Raw genomic sequence first — 19243 nt, 5'->3', positions numbered from 1 at the left:
TTTTGAGAAGTAATAGAAGAAAAATGATAAAAAAAATAGTTGGTTTAACCTTGATAACAACTTTGTTTTTGACAAGTTGTGAAAGCAAAAAGGAAACAAAGTCAGAAGACGTTAAAAAAGAAAGGAAAGAACAAAGTATTTTGCCTTTTACGGCTGATATGGCGGAAACTTCTGTGATTTATGAAGTGAATGTTCGTCAATTTTCGCCAGAAGGAACTTTTGCTGCGGTAACAAATGAGATTTCGAATATCAAAAAATTAGGTGTTAAAATCCTTTGGATTATGCCTATTTATCCAATTGGAGAAGAAAATCGAAAAGAAGGTTTAGGTTCGTATTATTCGATCAAAGATTATAGAGGAATCAATCCAGAATTTGGAAATGCCGAAGATTTTAAGAAATTAGTTGATGAAGCGCACAAAAACGGAATCTATGTGATTTTGGATTGGGTTGCGAATCACACGGCTTGGGATCATCCTTGGGTAAAACAACATCCCGATTGGTACGAACAAGATAAGAACGGAAAAATGCATTCTCCTTACGATTGGTCGGATGTTGTGGCATTAAATTTCGATAACAAAGAAATGCGCAAACAGATGATTGCCGATATGAAATATTGGTTAGATGATTTCAAAATTGATGGTTTCCGTTGTGATATGGCGCACGAAGTTCCAACAGATTTTTGGAACGAAGCAAAACCACAATTGGCAAAAGGTCGCGAAATTTTTATGTTAGGTGAAACAGAGAAGCCAGATTTATTAGCAAATAATGCGTTCGATGCCGCTTACGGATGGGAAATTCATCATATCATGAATGACATTGCAAAAGGTAAAAAGAATGTTTCTGCGATTGATGCGTATATGGATTCGATTCCGAAAAAATGGCAAGCGGATGATTATAAATTATTATTCACATCAAATCATGACGAAAATTCTTGGGCTGGAACTGAATATGAAAGAATGGGTGATGCAGTCGAAACATTTGCTGCATTAACATATACTTTACCAGGAATTCCTTTGATTTATAATGGACAAGAAGAAGATTTTAATCGTCGTTTAAAATTCTTTGTCAAAGATTCTATTGATCGTAATTCAACAGCAAAAATGCGTGGCGTTTACGAAAAGTTAGGAGAATTAAAAATCACAAATGAAGCGTTTAATGGAGCGAAAAAAGCGGCTTCTTACGAACGTTTGAAAACATCTGATGATAAATCTATCTTAGCGTTCAAACGTCAAAAAAATACGACAGAAGCTTATTTTATTGCGAATTTTACGAAAGCAAATAAAGAAATTACAGTTCCAATTAATGGTGTGTACAAAAATTTTATGAATAACGAAGATGTGACATTTGATGCTACAACAAAACTGAAATTAAAACCTTGGGAATACCTGATTTTAGTTCAGAAGAAAAAATAAACTCTTAAAAGCTGGTTAAATTTTTAATCAGCTTTTTTTATGGTATAATGCTTGTTGATAAACGTTTAAAATCCAAATCATGAGAAAAGTAATTTTATCAACAGCCGTCATTTTAAGCTTAGTTTTCTCTTCGTGCGAATCGAAGAAAACAGAAAACTCAGAAGTTATCACAAGTAAATCTGAAGTTGCAGAACAACCAATTGTTTCGGAAAGTGATATTGCGAATCATCCAGAGTCATTGACTTCACAAAATACTTATGTGGTTTTACAAGATAATGGTCAACAAAAAACGGTAAATATTGATCCGAATGAAACGGTGATTTCAGCAAATAGTTTACCTGTTAATGCACAAAATTTTGTTTCGAAAAACTTTGGTAATATGGAGTTTGTGAATGCGATAAAAGAAGTTGAACGCAATATCACAACATATAATATTCAGTTGAAAGACGGAACAAAAATAGAATTTACAGATAATGGTGATTGGAAGGAGGTGAAAAATGGTTTAGGAAAAGCGATTCCGATTAAATTTTTCCCAGATAATATTCAAAAATATCTTCAATCAAAATATCCTAAAATCGATGCGAAATCAATTGAAATGGATACAAAAGACAAAGAAATAAAAGTAGAATTGTTACAAAATAATGTCGATTTGAAATTTGATCTGAATGGTAATTTTATCAAAATTGATTAATCAAATACATCAAAAACCTTGTCAATAGATGAGGTTTTTTTTAATTTCTAATTTTTAAAATTTTACAATAACCTTCACATCAACTTTTCGCAATTTTCAATATATTTATAGTAGAAAAAATCAACCAAAATGGATAAAAAATATTTGAGATCGCTAATTTTTAGACATCTCGATGGTTTGGTAACGGCTCCTGTATTGAGCGCTTTGGCTAAAAAAGGAGCTTTGCATTACATTGTCGAGCACAAAACTATACAGTTAGAAGAATTGACAAAAGAATTTCAGGCGAACGAAGGTTATCTAAATGTTGCTTTGCGTGTGTTGGCTTCGCAAAATATGTTAGAATATTCGGTGGACAATGCGAAAGATAATGTTGAAATTCAAACTAATAAATATTCGGATCGAGCATTTACAAATATTGATATTTACCACGATTTAGCTGTTTTTTTAGCAGAAAATGAGGTAATCAATCAACATGATTTTTCGGATGAGTTTTGTAAAAAATGGATCAAATTATTTGATAAATATAAAACTTATTTGATGACTGCTGATGATGAAGAGTTTCTTGAAAAACCTTTGCATTATCAAATTACCAAACATATCGAAGGCGTTTTGGTTGGACCAATTATTGTGCGAATGGGAATGAGCGGTTTGTTTCATAAATACTTTATGGAAGCTTCTTTCAATCCAGATGAATTTCACAAAAATCCACAAACTTTCGAAAAAATATTAGAAAGATTAACCGAATTAGGTTGGTTTACTAAACACGAAAAAAACTATAAATTCACCGAAATAGGATTGTTTTTTGCACGTCGAGCAACATCGTATGGTGTTACAGTTTCTTATTTACCAATGTTTGCAAAGTTGAATGATTTACTTTTCGGTTCGCCAACAAAATTGCGTGAAATTACCGATGGTGAAGATGAGCAACATGTGAATCGCGAAATGAATGTTTGGGGTAGTGGAGGAGCGCATTCCACTTATTTCAAAGTGATTGATGAGTTTATTGTTGATATTTTCAATCGTCCGATAGAAGAGCAACCGAAAGGGATTTTGGATATGGGATGTGGGAATGGAGCGCTTTTGCAACATTTGTATGATGTGATAGAATGTCAAACTTTGCGCGGAAAACATCTCGACGAATATCCACTTTTCTTGGTTGGTGCAGATTATAATCAAGCAGCGTTGAAAGTAACGCGTGCCAACTTAATTAAAAATGATATTTGGGCAAAAGTGATTTGGGGCGACATTGGCGATCCAGATCGTTTGGCAACAGATTTGAAAAATGATTATTCAATAGAGTTGAGTGATTTATTAAATATCCGAACATTTTTAGATCATAACCGAATTTGGGAAGATGTAGAAGATGTCAAAACAAATCGAATTAGTGCTTCTACAGGAGCTTTTGCGTTTAGAGGAAAACGATTGTCAAACAATGATGTGGAACAAAATTTATTGAATCATCTCAAAAAATGGGCGCCTTACGTAGATAAATTTGGTCTGTTGTTGATCGAATTACATACGATTTCTCCAGATTTAACGGCGAAGAATTTAGGAAATACGCCGGCAACAGCGTATGATGCGACGCATGGATTCTCGGATCAATATATTGTGGAAGTAGATGTTTTTCATCGTATTTGTCAAGAAACAGGTTTGGTTCCAGATAAAACATTGTTCAAAAAATATCCAAATAATGAGTTGGCAACAGTTAGTATTAATCTTTTGAAACGATAATATTTAAAAAATATATTAAATCAAAAAAAGCTCAGCAATTGCTGAGCTTTCTTGGTTAGTCTTGTATCAATAATTAGTTTAGGGTTATTTTTGCTTGACTAATCTTAAATCCATTTTCGTAAACATTGAACGTGTAAACTCCTTTTTGGAATTCCTCGTTTTCCCAATCAAACGTAATATTTTTTGTTTGTCCGTTTGTGTAATTAAAGTTGATTGCATCAGAGAAATTTACTGTATCTCCAGATCTCAATTCAATTTGTCCACCTTGTGCATTTCCATATCTTCCTAAAGTTCCATCAGGATTATAGATAGCAACATATAATTTTTTGTCTCCAGATTCTGTTCTCGAATTACGATCTACATCAAAAGAAACACGAATTTTATCAATACGTTTTGCACGTGTTTTTTCAACTTCTTTTCCGCTATTTCTTACACGAATTCCTTTGATTTGTTGATTAGAAACAGATAAAGTTGAACTTAATTCATTGATCTTTCCTTTCGAAATTGCATTGTCTTTTTGACGAACACTTTTTTCTGTTTCGTAGTTATATGTTAACTCTTTATTGTTTTCTCTTAAATTATTGTTGTCTGTTGTTAAAGCAGAATTTTTATTATTTAATTCGTCAACACTACGTACAAGAATTGCATTTTCTTTTTGTAAACGCGCAACTTCAGATTTGTAATTTTTTACACTTCCTTCTAAATCGTTGATCATTTTACGAGCACGATTCATTTCCTCTGCAGTTGGATTGTCTTTATCTAAAATTTCTTGAATATCTTGATTCTTTAACTGAATCATATTTTCTTTATCGCTCAATAAATTGTTACGATCTTCGATGCGTGCTTTATATTGTGTATAGTCGTTTAAAATCGAATCATATTGTTTACGAATTTGATCCTTTTGACCTGTTTCGTTTTTAAGGATTTGAGAATTTAAAGATTCATTTTTTTCAAGATTCCCGATTTGGTTTGCTTGATAAATATTATATCCTACGCTTCCTGCTAATAAGATTCCGACTAATGCCAAAGGAACTACTAAACCGTTTTTTCCTTTGTTTGTTGGTTGATTGTTTTCTTCTAATCCTTGCATATGAATTATTATTTAAGGTTAATTGTTTTTTTATTGTTTCTAGTGTTAAGAAATTATGATGCCAAAAACTTAGGATGATGTTAAAATGAGGGTTTTTTAACAAATTTTTTCACATTTTAGACCGAAAATGAATAATCATGCAGAATTTTATTCTAAATAAATCATAAAAAAAGCTCCAAAATAATCTGAAGCTTTCTTTTAATTAATATGAATTGTATTTACTTTTTATCAAAAGTTCCTGTGTAAACAGAAGTTAATTTATCTAAAGAAATGTACTTTTTGAAAACCTCGTTTACTTGGTTTACATTCAATGCATCTACCTTTTTCTCTAAATTATCAAATTCATCAAACGTAATTCCGTTCAATAAATAACCATTCGATAAGCCTAACAAAGTTCCGTCAGTTCCCAAAGAAGTCGTACGTCCGTTTTTCCAACTTACAATATTTGTTTTCAATTCATCCGCTGTGAAACCATCTTTCAATGCTTTTGCAACTTCTTCTTTCAATGCTTTTTCAACCGCTTCACGTTTTGTTGGATTCAAGAATGCATAATATCCCCAAGAAGAAACGTCGTTTTTAGGATCGCTTGGAATCGAAACATAAGAACCTGCGCCGTAGCTGATTCCTTCTTTTTCTCGTAATCGCATTGGAATACGAGCAGATAAAAATCCTCCACTTCCAATCATTTCATTTGCCATAACCATTGCGGCGTAATCAGCACTTTCACGATTCATTTTGAAGTTAATTGACCCAACTGCTGCTGCATTTTCTTTATCTGGAATGTTATAAAGTTTATCCTCTTTTTTCGTTGCTGTAAAAGTTGGATATGCTTTTTCGTACTTCGATTTGCTGTTCCATTTACCAAAAGTATCGTTCAATAACTTTTCAACTTTCGCTTTGTCATTTGTTCCAACAATAGAAACAACGCCATTTTGCGCACCTAAAATATTTTTATAAAAATCAACTAAATCAGTTTGTTTAATTTTCTTCAAATCATCTTTCGTTTCAGTAAAAGAAGCTGTATAAAAAATAGAAGATTTAGGATAATTAGATGTTAAACGACTAATTTCGTTAAAGGCAAATGCTTGCGGATCGTTTGTATTTGCATCTAAATATGTTATGTATTCATTTACAGATTTTGCTAATTCAGCTTCAGGAAAAGTTGGTTCTGTAATGATTTGACGCACGACATCCATTGTTTTGTCTAATGAATTTTTGTACGTATTAATTGTTACAGATAAATTTTGTCCTCCAAATCTAAATCCAACCGAAGATTTTAAAGCATCTAATTGATCTTTGATTTGTTCTTTTGTTAAATTCTTCGTTCCAGACATTAACAATTCAGCCGTTAATTGACCGATCATTCCTTTGTTTGCCAAATCTTTTTCATTCGAAACAGGTAAATTAAATGAAAGAATTACTTTTTCACCTTTAATTTCTTTGTCGATGATTCCATATTTTAGACCATTGTTCAATTTTCCTTCTGCATAATGAGCTTTTAAGTTTTTGATTGAAGCTTCAAATGGTTTTGCTTCTTTCTCAACTGCACGACCTTTGTAATTCGAAACTAATTCTGTAATCTGTTTATTCGTTAATTCAGCTGGTTTTACACGAATTTCATCTTTTGTCGGAATAAAAGTTCCAACTGTTCTATTATTCGCTTTAAAATATTTTTCAGCTACACGTTTTACATCTTCTTTGGTTACTTTTTCGATATTATCGCGGTATAAGAAACCTAAACGATAATCACCCGCACCAACAATTTCTGTTAAACCAATGGCATAATTAATCGTATTATTTTTTTGATTTTCGATGTTTTTCACAATACTTGCTTTCGCACGTTGTACATCTTGATCAGTATAATTAATTGTAGCAACTTTGTCTAATTCTGCACGAATATCATTTTTCGTTTGTTCGATGTTTTTCTCTTTTGGAATTTCAGTTCCGATATAGAAGAAACTTGCATCACGAACTTCTGGACTATACGCCCAAATTGAAGCAATTTTGTGTGTGTCAACTAAAGATTTGTACAAATATCCCGAAGGATCTGAAGTTAAAATATTATTTAAAACATCAATTGCTGCATAATCTTTATCGCTATATGCTGCAACGTGATACATTACACCAACAGATTGTGAATCTCCTGCACGTTTTACTTCAACAAATTTTTCACCATCTTGCGCTGGCTCAACTGTTAAAATTTCGTCTAAAACACGAGTTGGTTTTGGAATCGAAGCAAAATACTGATTCACATATTCCATTGTTTTTTTTTCGTCAAATTTTCCAGCAATAATTAAAGTTGCATTATCTGGTTGATAATATTTTTCGTAGAATTTGCGCAACTGTGGTGTTTTTACACGCTCAATATCTTCTTTAGATCCAATGGTAGATTTTCCGTAATTGTGCCATAAATAGCCAGCAGAAATAACGCGTTCCATTAAAACACTTGAAGGATCATTTTCACCAATTTCAAATTCATTACGCACAACTGAAAACTCTTTGTCCAAATCTTCTTGTTTAATGGTTGCATTAATCATTCGATCAGCTTCCATTTCTAAACTCCAACGTAAATTTTCGTCGCTTGATGGGAAAACTTCGTAATAATTTGTACGATCATAATATGTTGTTCCATTTGCGCGTCCACCTTTGTCAGATAACATTTTCTTGATATCGCCTAAGTTTTTTGTTGATTTAAACAACATATGTTCTAACAAGTGCGCCATTCCTTTTTCGCCATAACCTTCATGTTTAGATCCAACATTGTACACAATGTTAACCACAACATTACTTTGCGATTGATCAGGAACCAATAAAACTTGTAATCCATTTGGTAGTTTGTATTCCTTAATTCCTTCTACTTGCGTCACAAAAGTTGCGCTTCCAGATTTCGTTTGAGCCATTAAGTAAGGTGAATTTGCAAAGGCAAAAACCAGACAAATACTCAGTAAAGTTTTTTTCATGTATTTATTTTTATAGTTATTAATTGGATGATACAATTCTATAATCTATTCGTTAGACGCAAATTGTATGGTGTAAGTTACAAATCTTTTGTTAAATTTGTGATGCAACAAACAAAAGAAATGGAAACAAAAGAGGTAAATAAAATTACTTTCGAAGAGTTTAAAAGTCAAATCATTAATGATTACAAGACGGCTTTTATGTCTCGCGAAGTAAGTCTTTTAGGGAGAAGAGAAGTACTTACTGGGAAAGCAAAATTTGGAATTTTTGGTGATGGAAAAGAATTACCACAAATTGCAATGGCAAAAGTATTCAAAAATGGAGATTTCCGTTCTGGATACTACCGCGATCAAACATTTATGTTCGCAATTGGTCAATTAACTGTTGAACAATTTTTTGCACAATTATATGCTTTAACAGATTTAGAGAAAGAACCTTCATCTGGAGGTCGTCAAATGACATCTCACTTCGGAACACGTTCTTTAAATGAAGACGGTTCTTGGAAAAAATTAACAGAACAAAAAAATTCGAGTGCAGATATTTCGCCAACAGCTGGTCAAATGCCACGTTTGTTAGGTTTAGCACAAGCTTCAAAATATTTTAGAAATGTTCCTCAATCAGACGAAGATCAACAATTTTCTGTAAACGGAAATGAAATTGCTTTCGGAACAATTGGAGATGCAAGTACTTCTGAAGGACATTTTTGGGAAACGATAAATGCAGGAGGAGTTTTGCAAGTGCCAATGGTGGTTTCTATTTGGGACGATGGTTACGGAATTTCTGTACCAGCTAAATTTCAACGTACAAAATCGAATCTTTCTGAATTGTTATCAGGTTTCGGAAGAACGGAAGAAGAAAGAGGTTACGAAATTATTACAGTAAAAGCGTGGGATTATCCTGCTTTGATTGAAGCGTATACACGTGCAGAAAGATTTGCGCGAGAGCATCACATTCCGTGTATTGTACACGTGCAAGAATGTACGCAACCGCAAGGTCACTCGACTTCTGGTTCGCACGAGCGTTATAAATCAGAGGAGCGTTTGACTTGGGAAAAAGAATTTGACGGAATCACAAAATTCCGTGAATATATTTTAGCATTTGCAGATCATTCAGAAGCAATTATTTCTGCGGAAGAGTTGGATCAATTAGAAGCTGATGTTAAAGCTGAAGTAAAAGCTTCTCAAAAACAATGTTGGGACGATTATTTGAATCCAATTTTGGATTTGAAAAATGAAGCATTAGAATTATTAACGAAAATTGCTTCAGAAAGTGCAAACGGTGCTTTTATCAACATTGAAATTAGTAATCTAAAATCAAAGAAAAGTCCTTTCAAACGTGATGTTTATGGAGCTGTTCGTAAAGTAATTCGTTTAATACGTTCAGAAAATTTAGTTACAAAAGCTGAATTAATTTCTTGGTTAGATGCCAAAATGAAGCGCGAAGAAGAAATCTATTCGACTAAATTAGTTTCAGGAACGGCAACTCAAGTACCACAAGTAAAACCTGAGTTTGGAGAAAATCCAGCGTTAGAAGATGGTCGTGTAATTGTTCGTGATAACTTTGATAAAATTTTCGAAAAATATCCAAAGGCATTAGTTTTTGGTGAAGATGCTGGAAATATTGGTGATGTAAACCAAGGTTTAGAAGGTCTTCAAGCAAAATATGGTATCGATCGTATTTCGGATACAGGTATTCGCGAAGCAACAATTCTTGGTCAAGGAATTGGATTAGCGATGCGTGGTTTACGTCCAATTGCAGAAATTCAATATTTAGATTATATACTTTATTGTTTACAAGGAATTTCTGATGATTTGGCAACTGTGCTTTATCGTTCGAATGGAGGTCAAAAAGCGCCTGTGATTATCAGAACGCGTGGTCACCGTTTAGAAGGTGTTTGGCATTCAGGTTCGCCAATGGGAGGAATTTTGAATTTGGTTCGTGGCGTGAATGTTTTAGTTCCACGTGATTTAACAAAAGCCGCAGGTTTTTACAATACATTGATGCAAGCAGATGAGCCTGCAATTGTTGTAGAAAGTTTGAATGGTTATCGTTTGAAAGAACCTGCACCAACTAATATTGGAGAATTTACAACGCCAATAGGTGAAGTAGAAATTACAAAAGAAGGAAAAGATGTAACGTTGTTAACTTACGGTTCTACTTGGAGAATTGTGATGGATGCTGCGAAAGAATTGGAGCAACTAGGTATTTCTGTTGAAGTAATTGATGCACAATCTTTATTGCCTTTCGATATCAATGCAGATGTTGCAAAAAGTTTGAACAAAACGAATCGTTTAGTTATTGTTGACGAAGATGTTCCAGGTGGAGCAAGTGCATTCTTGTTACAAGAAATTATCGAGAAACAAGGTGGATATTTTACATTAGATAGCGCACCATTGACGATTACAGCGAAAGCTCACCGTCCTGCGTATGCGACTGATGGAGATTATTTTTCAAAACCTTCTGTTGATGATATTACAGAACAAGTTTATGAATTGATGCGCGAAGCGAAACCAAACGAGTTTCCTGCTTTGTACTAAAAAATAAATTTTAGAGTTATATAAGCGTATGTCTTTTTCAAAAAGGCATGCGTTTTTTTTGTATTTTTAACAATCAAAATTATAATGAAAATGAAATTCTATTCGATTATACTTTGTCTATTGACTTCAATTCTTTTTGGGCAATTTCAAGATGTAATTCCTCCAAAGAATATCAAGACGGTTCAAGTTTTTAATCCGCAAACAAACGATAATACACCCGTTGTCAAGTTAGGTTCTAGCGAAAGATTAATTTTTCTTTTTGATGATATCAGTGCAGGTTATAAGCGTTATCAATATTCTATTGAACACAGAAATGCAGATTGGTCAGAATCGAATATTTTTCAAACCGAATTTTTAAATGGTGTTAATGCTGATTATGCGCGAACATATAAGAATTCATTCAATACGTATCAAAAATATACCAATTATCAAATTCAATTTCCGAATGATCAAATGAATGTAAAATTACCTGGAAATTATGTGTTAAAAGTGTATTTAGAAAATGATTCAAACCCAATTTTCACGAAACGTTTTGCCGTTTATCAACCAATTGCGGATGTTGGTGTGATGGTTTCTCGTTACAATAATCCAACCGTAAAAGAATTGAATCAGCGTTTGCAAGTTCAAGTTTCAAGTGGAACACAAAATTTAACTGAAGTTCCTGATGGCGCAAGATTATTTTTGATGAAAAATAACAATTGGAACGAAGGTTATTTTATCAATCGACCATCTTTTTCTCGTCCAAATCAATTAACATATAATGATACCAATATTTTGTTTGACGGTGGTGCCGAATACAATTGGTTTGATAACAAAAATTTAGAAGTTCCGAGTTTAACAACAGAAAAAACATTCAGAAAAGATAGTGTTTATCACACTGTTTTGCGTGCAGATATTCCGAAATATAATCTACCTTATGATGATTATCCAGACATTAATGGTAATTTTTATATCCGAAATAACCGTTATGGAAACGAATATGCAGCAAATTCTGAAGCAGATTATTCGTGGGTTTATTTTGCGTTAGACGCTTTCGAAGATCAAAATGGATTATACGTTCCGTATGTTGTAGGTGCTTTTAATAATTGGGAAATTGATGAAAATTCGAAATTAGAAAAAGACGATGCAGGATTTTGGGTAACCGAATTATTCTTGAAACAAGGTTATTACAATTATCAATATGTCGTAAAAAATACCAAAACAGGCAAAATCGATCCAAGTTATGTGAGCGGAAGTTTTTGGCAAACCGAAAATCAATATCAAGCATTGTTTTACTATCGCCCTTGGGGACAACGATACGATGTGTTAATGGGATATGGAACTGGAAATTCGAGGAGATAAATCATTCAGTTTTTTATCAATCATGACTTTCAATTTCCAACCAATAAAATTTAAGTATTCTTGGCGCGATTATCAACAGCGTGTTTTAGATGAATTAGAATTTCATTTAAAAGATGCGCATCTTAATATTGTAGCACCGCCTGGCTCTGGAAAAACGGTTTTGGGATTGGAAGTAATGCTTCGAATTAATGAGCCTACGCTTATTTTAGCGCCAACTTTAGCGATTCGTAATCAATGGAAAGATCGATTTATTGAGCTTTTTCTTGATAATCAGGAAGTCGATTGGATTTCGATGGATATTCATCAACCAAAATTTCTTACCATTTCTACTTATCAAGGATTACATGCTTCGATGGTAAAAGACGAACAATCTTTGATTCAATTATTAAAAGAAAATAACGTCAAAACTTTGATTGTAGATGAAGCGCATCATCTAAAAAATGAATGGTGGAAAAGTCTCAATAAAATCAAAAGTGAATTATCACCAAAGATTGTGGCGTTAACTGCTACGCCGCCTTTTGATGTTGCGAAAGAAGAATGGAATCGTTATCTCACTTTTTGTGGTCCGATTGATTGCGAAATATCTATTCCAGAATTAGTCAAACAAAAAGATTTGTGTCCGCATCAAGATTTGTTGTTGTGTTCATTTCCCATAAATTTTGAGAGTGAAATTATTTCCAAAAACCTTGAAGAAGTAGAAGCTTTTTTCCAAGAGGTTAAAGAAAATACAGCTTTGTATGAATTTGTTTTGATGTTAGATTTTATCAAAACGCCTGCAAGTTGTTTCGACGAAATTTATGCAGATTTTGATGCCTATGCGTCTTTTGTGATTTATCTGAAATCGTTTGATACGCCATTGGATTTTCAGCATTTGGATTTATTAGAAAACGAAACGATAGATTTTCCGCCTTTCAATTATTATTGGGCAGAATGTATGTTCAATTATTTGTTGTTTAAAGATGAAGAATTTTATTTGGAACACGAGAAATTTTTGAAACCATTTTTAACGAATTTAAAACGAATCGGAGCAATCGATCAGATAAAAGTTACTTTACATTATAATCAAAAAGTTAAAAATTCGCTGATAAATAGTGTAAAAAAGATTGATAGTATTGCAGAAATTGTAAAATCAGAATACCAACATTTGGGCGATAAGTTGCACATGGTAATTTTGACCGATTATATTCGAAAAGAATTTTATTCGGATAATTTACAGAATGAACCAAGTAAAATAAAGTTAGGCGTTTTTCCAATTTTCGAAAAACTTCGAAATCTAAATTCAGAAATAATTCCACATCTTGCGATTATTACAGGTTCGATGGTAATCGTTTCGAAAACAATTCTTCCAAAAATAATTTATCAGTTCAAAGATAGAGCAGAAGCGATTCAGTTTAAATCGGTGATGTTCGATGATAATTTTTTCGAAGTTGTTACGGAAGATAATTCAAGAGGAAATTTATTGGCTGTTTTAACAAAATTATTTAACAAAGGTGTTATCAAAATAATTGTCGGAACTCGCGCTTATTTGGGCGAAGGTTGGGATGCGCCGAGTATCAATAGTTTGATTTTAGCGAGTAATGTAGGTTCTTTTGTAACATCAAATCAGATGCGTGGGCGTGCGATTCGTGTGAATTCTGAAGAACCAAATAAAGTGAGTAACGTTTGGCATTTGGTTACGTTGGATTTGTTTGCGCAAAATGGAGGTGGAGATTTGGATAAAATGAGACAACGATTTGAGGCTTTTGTTGGGATTTCGCAAAAAGAAAACACGATTTCGAATGGTATTTCTCGTCTGAATCTTCCTGAACAATTTACAGAGGAATCTATTGAAAATTACAATCAGCAAACGATAGAATGGAGTAAAAATGATGTTCAAATTAGAGATTCTTGGACAAATTCTATTGCCGAAGGAACAAAGATTGATAATGAATTAAAGTATTTTTATGACGGAGAAAAAGAATATGATTTCTCAAAACATTTGTATTATTCGAAGTCGATAAAAAGTTTAACAACAAGTTTACTTCTTTCATTCATCTCTTTTATCGTTTTCTTTTTCGAAGAAAGTATTCGAACACTTTTATTTTCGATGTCGAAAAAAAGCTTTCTTTCAACCATAATTTTTCTCTCAACGGTCGGAATTGTGTATTTCGGAGTTAATTTTTACAAAAACATCAAACTTTATATTCAATATAGAGATATCACCAAAGATTTTCAGAAAATAGCTGTTGCGTTATTCAATACTTTGCAACATTTTAATTTATTGTCTAATGAATTGCGAGAAACAAATATTTTGACAACTGTAGATAAATCGGGAAATATTTCGTGTAGTTTATTGTCGGCAACAACTTATGATAAGGCGACTTTTTTACATTCGCTCGAAAATATTTTAAATCCAATTGATAATCCACGTTATTTTATCGAACGAAAAAGTGTGCTGATGAATCTTTTCAAACAAAGAGATTATCATTCGGTTCCCGAAATTATTGGTCAACACAAGAAAAAGGCTGAATATTTTCATCAACAATGGTTGCAACTTGTAGGCGATGCAGAATTGCATTACACAAGAAGTTATTATGGACGAAAAAAGTTGATCAAAGCAAAAATAAAATCGTTAAGTTTTCAATTAAAGCAACCAATTGAACATATCAAAAAGTGGAAATAATCTAACTTCTCAAAATCTTTTCCATCGTTTTTCCTTTGGCTAATTCATCGATTAATTTGTCTAAATATCGAATTTTTTGCATCAATGGATTTTCAATTTCTTCCACACGATAGCCGCAAATTACACCTTTTATTTTAGTTGCATTTGGATTAAAATTTGGTGCATTTTCAAAAAAATAATGAAAGTTAGTTTTCTTCGTTAAAATTTCTTCCAAATCTTTTTCAGTATAACCCGTCAACCAAAAAATAATTTCGTCAACTTCCGTTTTTGTTCGGTTTTTCTTTTCTGCTTTCGTGATATAATGTGGATAAACGCTCGCAAAAGACATTTCGATTACACGCTGAAAATTTTTATCATTCATTTTTTAAGAATATTATAGAGGATAAATTTCGACAATTAATTTGATAAAATCTCACTATTTTCATCGATTGTGATTTATAGATTTTGAGTTAAATTTGAGTATGAAATTTTTATTTAGATTTTTAACACTGTTTACGATAATTAGTTTGGTTGGATGTACTTCTGAAACCAAAAAATCACCAATTGATTTTTATTATTGGCGAAGTAATTATTCGGTGAATGAAACAGAGAAAAAAGCGGTTGATTCACTAAAAGTGGAAAATATTTATGTTCGTTTTTTTGATGTGGATAAAAAGTTGAATAAAATTTCTCCAGTTGGAATTATTCAGAATTTTGATGCAACGAAGCTCAATGTCAATTATATTCCGACGGTTTTTATTACCAATCAAACTTTTCTGAATACATCAAAAGATCAAGTCAAAATTTTAGCAAAAGATGTCTATAATTTTTTGAGTGAAACGGCTGAAAGAGGAAATCTGAAAAACTTCAATGAAATTCAGATTGATTGTGATTGGACAAAATCTACGCGAGAAAATTATTTTATGTTTTTGTCGGAATTGAAACATATTTCGGGCAAAAAACTTTCGGCAACTTTGCGTTTGCATCAAGTTAAATTTAAAGATCAAGAAGGTGTTCCGCCTCTGGATAAAATGGTTTTGATGTGTTATGCAACCGAAAATCCAACCGATAAATCCGAAAATAATTCGATTTTAGACTTGAAAATAGCAAAAGATTATTTGAAGAATTTAAACGATTATCCAATCAAATTAGATGTTGCTTTACCAATTTATTCATGGGCAATTTTGACAAATCATCAAGGAAGAATAAAATTAATCAATTCCTTTTCGGAGCAAGATTTGTTAGGAAAACCTGTAAAGAAAATCAGAAATGGTTTTTATGAAGTGGAAGATGATTTTTTTGTTCGAAATTTTTACGTGAGCAAAGGTTTTACAATAAAAGTTGAAACGATTTCTCCCGAATTATTAGTTGAAACAAAATCATTTATCGATACAAAATTATCTTACAATTATCGCTTGATTTATTATCATTTAGACTCAAAATTTTTAAAAACAATACCAACACAATTATGAAAAAAATAGTACTTACTTTATGTTTAACTTTTGGTTTGACCAAAGCATTTGCATGTGCTGATGGAGGAGGAGAAGATTATTATTACTACAATCTTTTTTCGCAAACATTAAGTGAAGCGCCACAATATCAGCCATTTTTGATGACGTTGGATAATCCATATTATACGATGGATGCAAATCAAAAGAATGAAAATATTTTGGATTGGCAAAAAACGTTGGGAATTAGCTATCAGCAAGCATTTGAGTTAGTTTTTAAAGCATCGAAACAAGAAATTGATTTGATGGTAAAGAATGGAAAATCGTCCAATACGAACTATAATTTTGCGACAACAGATTGGGTAAAAAAGAATAAGCAAAGTTTACTTTACTTGTCGTATGCCAAGTATTTAGAGCCTTATATGGCTTTTTATTATATCGATAATGGTGAATGGTCGTATGTAGATCGTCCAGAAAAAAATGTCAATAATCTAAATTATAAGAAAGTTCTTGATGTTCTAAAGAAAAGTTGGAATGCAGAAACGGACAAAGAATTAAAAGTTCGTTATGGTTATCAATTGGTGCGTTTTGCGCATTATTTCCACGAATATAAAGACGCTATCAATTATTTTAATATGTATGTGGCGTCGCAAGGACTCAAAAATTCGATGTATTATTATGCGTTAGATCAAAAAGGTGGAGCGGAGCGTGCACTTGGAAATTATATTCAAGCGAATTATGACTTTTTCGAAGTTTTTTCTCATTCGAATGATCGAAAAATGAGTGCTTATCAATCGATGCGCGTGACAGAAGATTTGAATTATGAGAAAATGTTAGCCAATGCCAAAACGATTCAAGAAAAAAATGATTTGTATTTATTGATTGGTTACAATGATTTTTCGAATCCGTTAGCTCCTGCCAAAAAAATTATTGCGAATGATGTAAATGCTCCACAAGCGAGAATCTTATTTGCACGTTCTATTAATTTAATTGAACGCGAATATTTGCAACAAAATCCTGAAGATTATTATTGGAATTCTTCTCAAGAACGAAAAAAATATACAGATTTATATTTGCCTGTAAAAACAAATGGCAATTATTACAGTAACCCCGAAGATTCAAAAGATGAAGTTCAGATCAATGAATTGATTGCTCTGGCAAAATCACAAGTGATAAAAGCTGACGACAAAGAATATTGGAATTTATCGGTGGCATATTTGAATTTATTGAACAAAAATTTTGCGGAAACAAAGGATTATTTAGCAAAAGTAAATTCAACTTCGAAAGAATTTCAACAACAGAAAAAAGTGATTGAAATTTTATTAGAAATTTTCGAACAAAAGAAAATTACAGATAGTTTTGAAAATCAACTGATGCAAAAATATGCGTCGATTTTGAATTATGAATATCCAAAATTACCAGAAGATGTCTATGGTTATTCGGATGAAGATGATCAAAAAATGAACTTGAAAAATGTGATTTTAGATGTTTTAGCAAATCGATATTTTTTGCAAGGTGACAAAGGAAAAGCATTTTTGATTCATAATGAAATTACACAATTAGGTTCAAATCCAGATTGGACGATTATCAATGATTTAGATAAATTGGATAAAAAATCGAATAAAACAGCTTTCGAAAAATATTTGATTAATGCAAAAGTAAAATCGAGTTCATGGGATTGGAGAACAGAAAAATCAAAAGAAATTCAGTTTAAATTATCAGATTATTTAGCCGATTTCAAAGGAACATTGTATTTAGGCGAAATGAAATTTGATTTGGCGAAAAAAGAATTTGAGAAGATTGATCAAAAATATCACACGTCAGAAAGTGCTTATTTTGTTTATGATTACGATTATACAACAGAAAAAGAAAGCAAAACTTGGGTAGAAAATCAGTTTGATGGTTATCATAATATTCCGAATAAAATCTTTGGATATAATAAGATTGAATGTTTTAATTGTGACGAAAATCAAGTGATCGCAACTCCTTATTTGAATGAATTTAAATTTATCAAACCAAAAATGTCAAAATTAGAATTGACAAATGCGATGATTGAATTGAATAAAATAGCAAAGAAGAATACCGAAGAAGCTGCAAAAGCGAATTATTTGTTGGGGAATTTCTTTTACAATACGACGACTTTAGGCTATTATCGTTATTTGTTGACATTTGATCGAAACAATGATAATGGACCAAAATTTAATAATTATGGTGATCAATATGAAGCGACAAGCAACTTCTTTTACAAAAGTTTCGGTTGGGGTGGAAACTACGTAGATAATTTTACGCCGTCAGAAAATTATTTGAAAAAAGCTTTTGATTCGACAAAAGACAAAGAAATGAAAGCGCAAATTTTATTTGCATTGTCTAAGAATGAACAAGGAAGATTTTATAATGCAAAAGATCCTGTGTTGAAACGTTTGTACGAAAATCAATATGACAACGAAGATAAAATTTTAGCGTTTAAAGTGGCAAATTATCGTTCTAATTTTAAAAATTTGAAACAATATTCGGACACGAAAACATATCAAGAAATAAAATCAAATTGTAAATATTTCGATTATTACACAAATAACTTTTAATAATTAAAACGCTTCTAATTTTAGGAGCGTTTTTTGTAATGTGATTTTTGACTAAAATAGATTATTATGAAATGTTTTGTAACTCAAGAACCAATTAATCGCTACGAAGCTGTAAAAGGAAAAGAAATTCAGCAAGAGATTTTTAAATTGATTGAGCAAGATTATCCAGCAATTACCGAAGAAGATTATGTTTCGATAAAAATATTGAACAAATATCGTCGTCAATTTTTTGCAAATTTGATTTCGCAAGAAAAAGGTGAAATGGAAAAATTGGATCAAGATGTAGTGGAAGCGATTCGTGATAATTCTATTCTTTCCGAGAATATAAAAGAAAATTCATCAAAGCCATTGACAACAGGCGATAGAATCGCAGATAAAGTAGCATCTTTTGGTGGAAGTTGGACATTTATTATTTCTTTTTTTATTTTCTTATTGGCTTGGATGTTTCTTAATTTTTGGATGTTGCACAACAAAGGTTTTGATCCCTATCCATTTATTTTACTCAATTTGATTTTGTCTTGTTTAGCAGCAATACAAGCACCAATTATTATGATGAGTCAAAATCGTCAAGAAGATAAAGATCGTGATAGAGCCGAACATGATTATAAGATTAACTTGAAAGCTGAATTGGAAATAAAATTATTAAGTGAAAAAATAGATCATTTATTGGTTCATCAGAATAAAAAATTATTAGAAATACAGGAAATGCAGATTCAATATTTAGAAAATATCGAAAATCAAATTCTTCATACAAAAGATAAAAAAGAAAATAAAAAGGAAGAATAATGGATAATTTTATGTCTAAAGTGATA

Annotated in this window: 12 protein-coding genes; 9 read left to right on the top strand and 3 right to left on the bottom strand. The window is 31.9% G+C overall.

Annotated elements, in window-relative coordinates; all coding sequences use genetic code 11:
- Positions 1-23: 23 nt before the first annotated feature.
- The 3 genes from N5E64_RS01160 to N5E64_RS01150 all read left to right on the top strand — a co-directional run bounded on the left by N5E64_RS01160 (position 24) and on the right by N5E64_RS01150 (position 3834).
- Positions 24-1412: an alpha-amylase family glycosyl hydrolase gene (locus N5E64_RS01160; RefSeq protein ID WP_221853991.1), complete on the top strand. Its 1389-nt coding sequence runs from the start codon at positions 24-26 to the stop codon at positions 1410-1412.
- Between the two features lie 79 nt (positions 1413-1491).
- Entirely contained in the window at positions 1492-2103 is a 612-nt protein-coding gene (locus N5E64_RS01155) for a PepSY-like domain-containing protein (RefSeq protein ID WP_280035334.1), read from the top strand.
- A 129-nt stretch (positions 2104-2232) separates the two neighbouring features.
- A complete protein-coding gene (locus N5E64_RS01150; protein WP_038331053.1) occupies positions 2233-3834 on the top strand; it encodes a class I SAM-dependent methyltransferase in 1602 nt (533 codons plus the stop codon).
- A 73-nt stretch (positions 3835-3907) separates the two neighbouring features.
- Here N5E64_RS01150 and N5E64_RS01145 read toward each other — a convergent pair whose 3' ends face one another.
- Positions 3908-4924 carry a hypothetical protein gene (locus tag N5E64_RS01145; RefSeq protein ID WP_038331054.1) on the bottom strand — a complete coding sequence of 339 codons (1017 nt, stop codon included), beginning with the start codon at positions 4922-4924 and terminating at the stop codon, positions 3908-3910.
- Between the two features lie 218 nt (positions 4925-5142).
- Positions 5143-7884: a pitrilysin family protein gene (locus N5E64_RS01140; RefSeq protein WP_280035330.1), complete on the bottom strand. Its 2742-nt coding sequence runs from the start codon at positions 7882-7884 to the stop codon at positions 5143-5145.
- A 120-nt stretch (positions 7885-8004) separates the two neighbouring features.
- On the opposite strand from N5E64_RS01140, the gene N5E64_RS01135 reads away from it, so the two are divergent.
- The 3 genes from N5E64_RS01135 to N5E64_RS01125 all read left to right on the top strand — a co-directional run bounded on the left by N5E64_RS01135 (position 8005) and on the right by N5E64_RS01125 (position 14422).
- A complete protein-coding gene (locus N5E64_RS01135; RefSeq protein WP_280035328.1) occupies positions 8005-10419 on the top strand; it encodes a thiamine pyrophosphate-dependent enzyme in 2415 nt (804 codons plus the stop codon).
- An 84-nt stretch (positions 10420-10503) separates the two neighbouring features.
- Positions 10504-11760, top strand: coding sequence for a type IX secretion system plug protein domain-containing protein (locus N5E64_RS01130; RefSeq protein ID WP_221853987.1), 1257 nt, complete (start codon positions 10504-10506; stop codon positions 11758-11760).
- Positions 11761-11782: 22 nt separating this feature from the next.
- Positions 11783-14422, top strand: coding sequence for a DEAD/DEAH box helicase family protein (locus tag N5E64_RS01125; protein ID WP_280035326.1), 2640 nt, complete (start codon positions 11783-11785; stop codon positions 14420-14422).
- Between the two features lies 1 nt (position 14423).
- Here the strand turns inward: N5E64_RS01125 and N5E64_RS01120 are convergent, their stop codons facing one another.
- The gene (locus N5E64_RS01120) at positions 14424-14783 is read right to left on the bottom strand and encodes a DUF2200 domain-containing protein (protein ID WP_280035324.1); all 360 of its coding nucleotides are present in this window, start codon (positions 14781-14783) and stop codon (positions 14424-14426) included.
- Between the two features lie 100 nt (positions 14784-14883).
- Between N5E64_RS01120 and N5E64_RS01115 the strand changes: the two genes are divergently transcribed.
- The 3 genes from N5E64_RS01115 to N5E64_RS01105 all read left to right on the top strand — a co-directional run bounded on the left by N5E64_RS01115 (position 14884) and on the right by N5E64_RS01105 (position 19217).
- A complete protein-coding gene (locus N5E64_RS01115) occupies positions 14884-15873 on the top strand; it encodes a hypothetical protein (protein WP_280035323.1) in 990 nt (329 codons plus the stop codon).
- Positions 15870-18431 carry a hypothetical protein gene (locus N5E64_RS01110; RefSeq protein ID WP_280035322.1) on the top strand — a complete coding sequence of 854 codons (2562 nt, stop codon included), beginning with the start codon at positions 15870-15872 and terminating at the stop codon, positions 18429-18431. Before N5E64_RS01115 ends, N5E64_RS01110 begins: the two co-directional genes overlap by 4 nt.
- A gap of 66 nt (positions 18432-18497) precedes the next feature.
- Positions 18498-19217 carry a DUF1003 domain-containing protein gene (locus N5E64_RS01105; protein ID WP_280035321.1) on the top strand — a complete coding sequence of 240 codons (720 nt, stop codon included), beginning with the start codon at positions 18498-18500 and terminating at the stop codon, positions 19215-19217.
- Positions 19218-19243 lie beyond the last annotated feature (26 nt).

The sequence above is a fragment of the Empedobacter sp. GD03739 genome, assembly GCF_029843245.1.
Lineage (GTDB): Bacteria > Bacteroidota > Bacteroidia > Flavobacteriales > Weeksellaceae > Empedobacter > Empedobacter falsenii_B.
The sequence above is the reverse complement of the archived record's forward strand: the minus strand, read 5'-3'. Positions and strand labels throughout refer to the sequence as shown.

What these genes read in the sequence shown, in the direction of transcription:
- N5E64_RS01160 (WP_221853991.1), top strand. Translation starts at nt 24, where the DNA reads ATGATAAAAAAAATAGTTGGTTTAACCTTGATAACAACTTTGTTTTTG.
- N5E64_RS01120 (WP_280035324.1), bottom strand. Translation starts at nt 14,783, where the DNA reads ATGAATGATAAAAATTTTCAGCGTGTAATCGAAATGTCTTTTGCGAGC.
- N5E64_RS01110 (WP_280035322.1), top strand. Translation starts at nt 15,870, where the DNA reads ATGAAAAAAATAGTACTTACTTTATGTTTAACTTTTGGTTTGACCAAA.
- N5E64_RS01150 (WP_038331053.1), top strand. Translation starts at nt 2,233, where the DNA reads ATGGATAAAAAATATTTGAGATCGCTAATTTTTAGACATCTCGATGGT.
- N5E64_RS01145 (WP_038331054.1), bottom strand. Translation starts at nt 4,924, where the DNA reads ATGCAAGGATTAGAAGAAAACAATCAACCAACAAACAAAGGAAAAAAC.
- N5E64_RS01130 (WP_221853987.1), top strand. Translation starts at nt 10,504, where the DNA reads ATGAAAATGAAATTCTATTCGATTATACTTTGTCTATTGACTTCAATT.
- N5E64_RS01140 (WP_280035330.1), bottom strand. Translation starts at nt 7,884, where the DNA reads ATGAAAAAAACTTTACTGAGTATTTGTCTGGTTTTTGCCTTTGCAAAT.
- N5E64_RS01125 (WP_280035326.1), top strand. Translation starts at nt 11,783, where the DNA reads ATGACTTTCAATTTCCAACCAATAAAATTTAAGTATTCTTGGCGCGAT.
- N5E64_RS01105 (WP_280035321.1), top strand. Translation starts at nt 18,498, where the DNA reads ATGAAATGTTTTGTAACTCAAGAACCAATTAATCGCTACGAAGCTGTA.
- N5E64_RS01115 (WP_280035323.1), top strand. Translation starts at nt 14,884, where the DNA reads ATGAAATTTTTATTTAGATTTTTAACACTGTTTACGATAATTAGTTTG.
- N5E64_RS01135 (WP_280035328.1), top strand. Translation starts at nt 8,005, where the DNA reads ATGGAAACAAAAGAGGTAAATAAAATTACTTTCGAAGAGTTTAAAAGT.
- N5E64_RS01155 (WP_280035334.1), top strand. Translation starts at nt 1,492, where the DNA reads ATGAGAAAAGTAATTTTATCAACAGCCGTCATTTTAAGCTTAGTTTTC.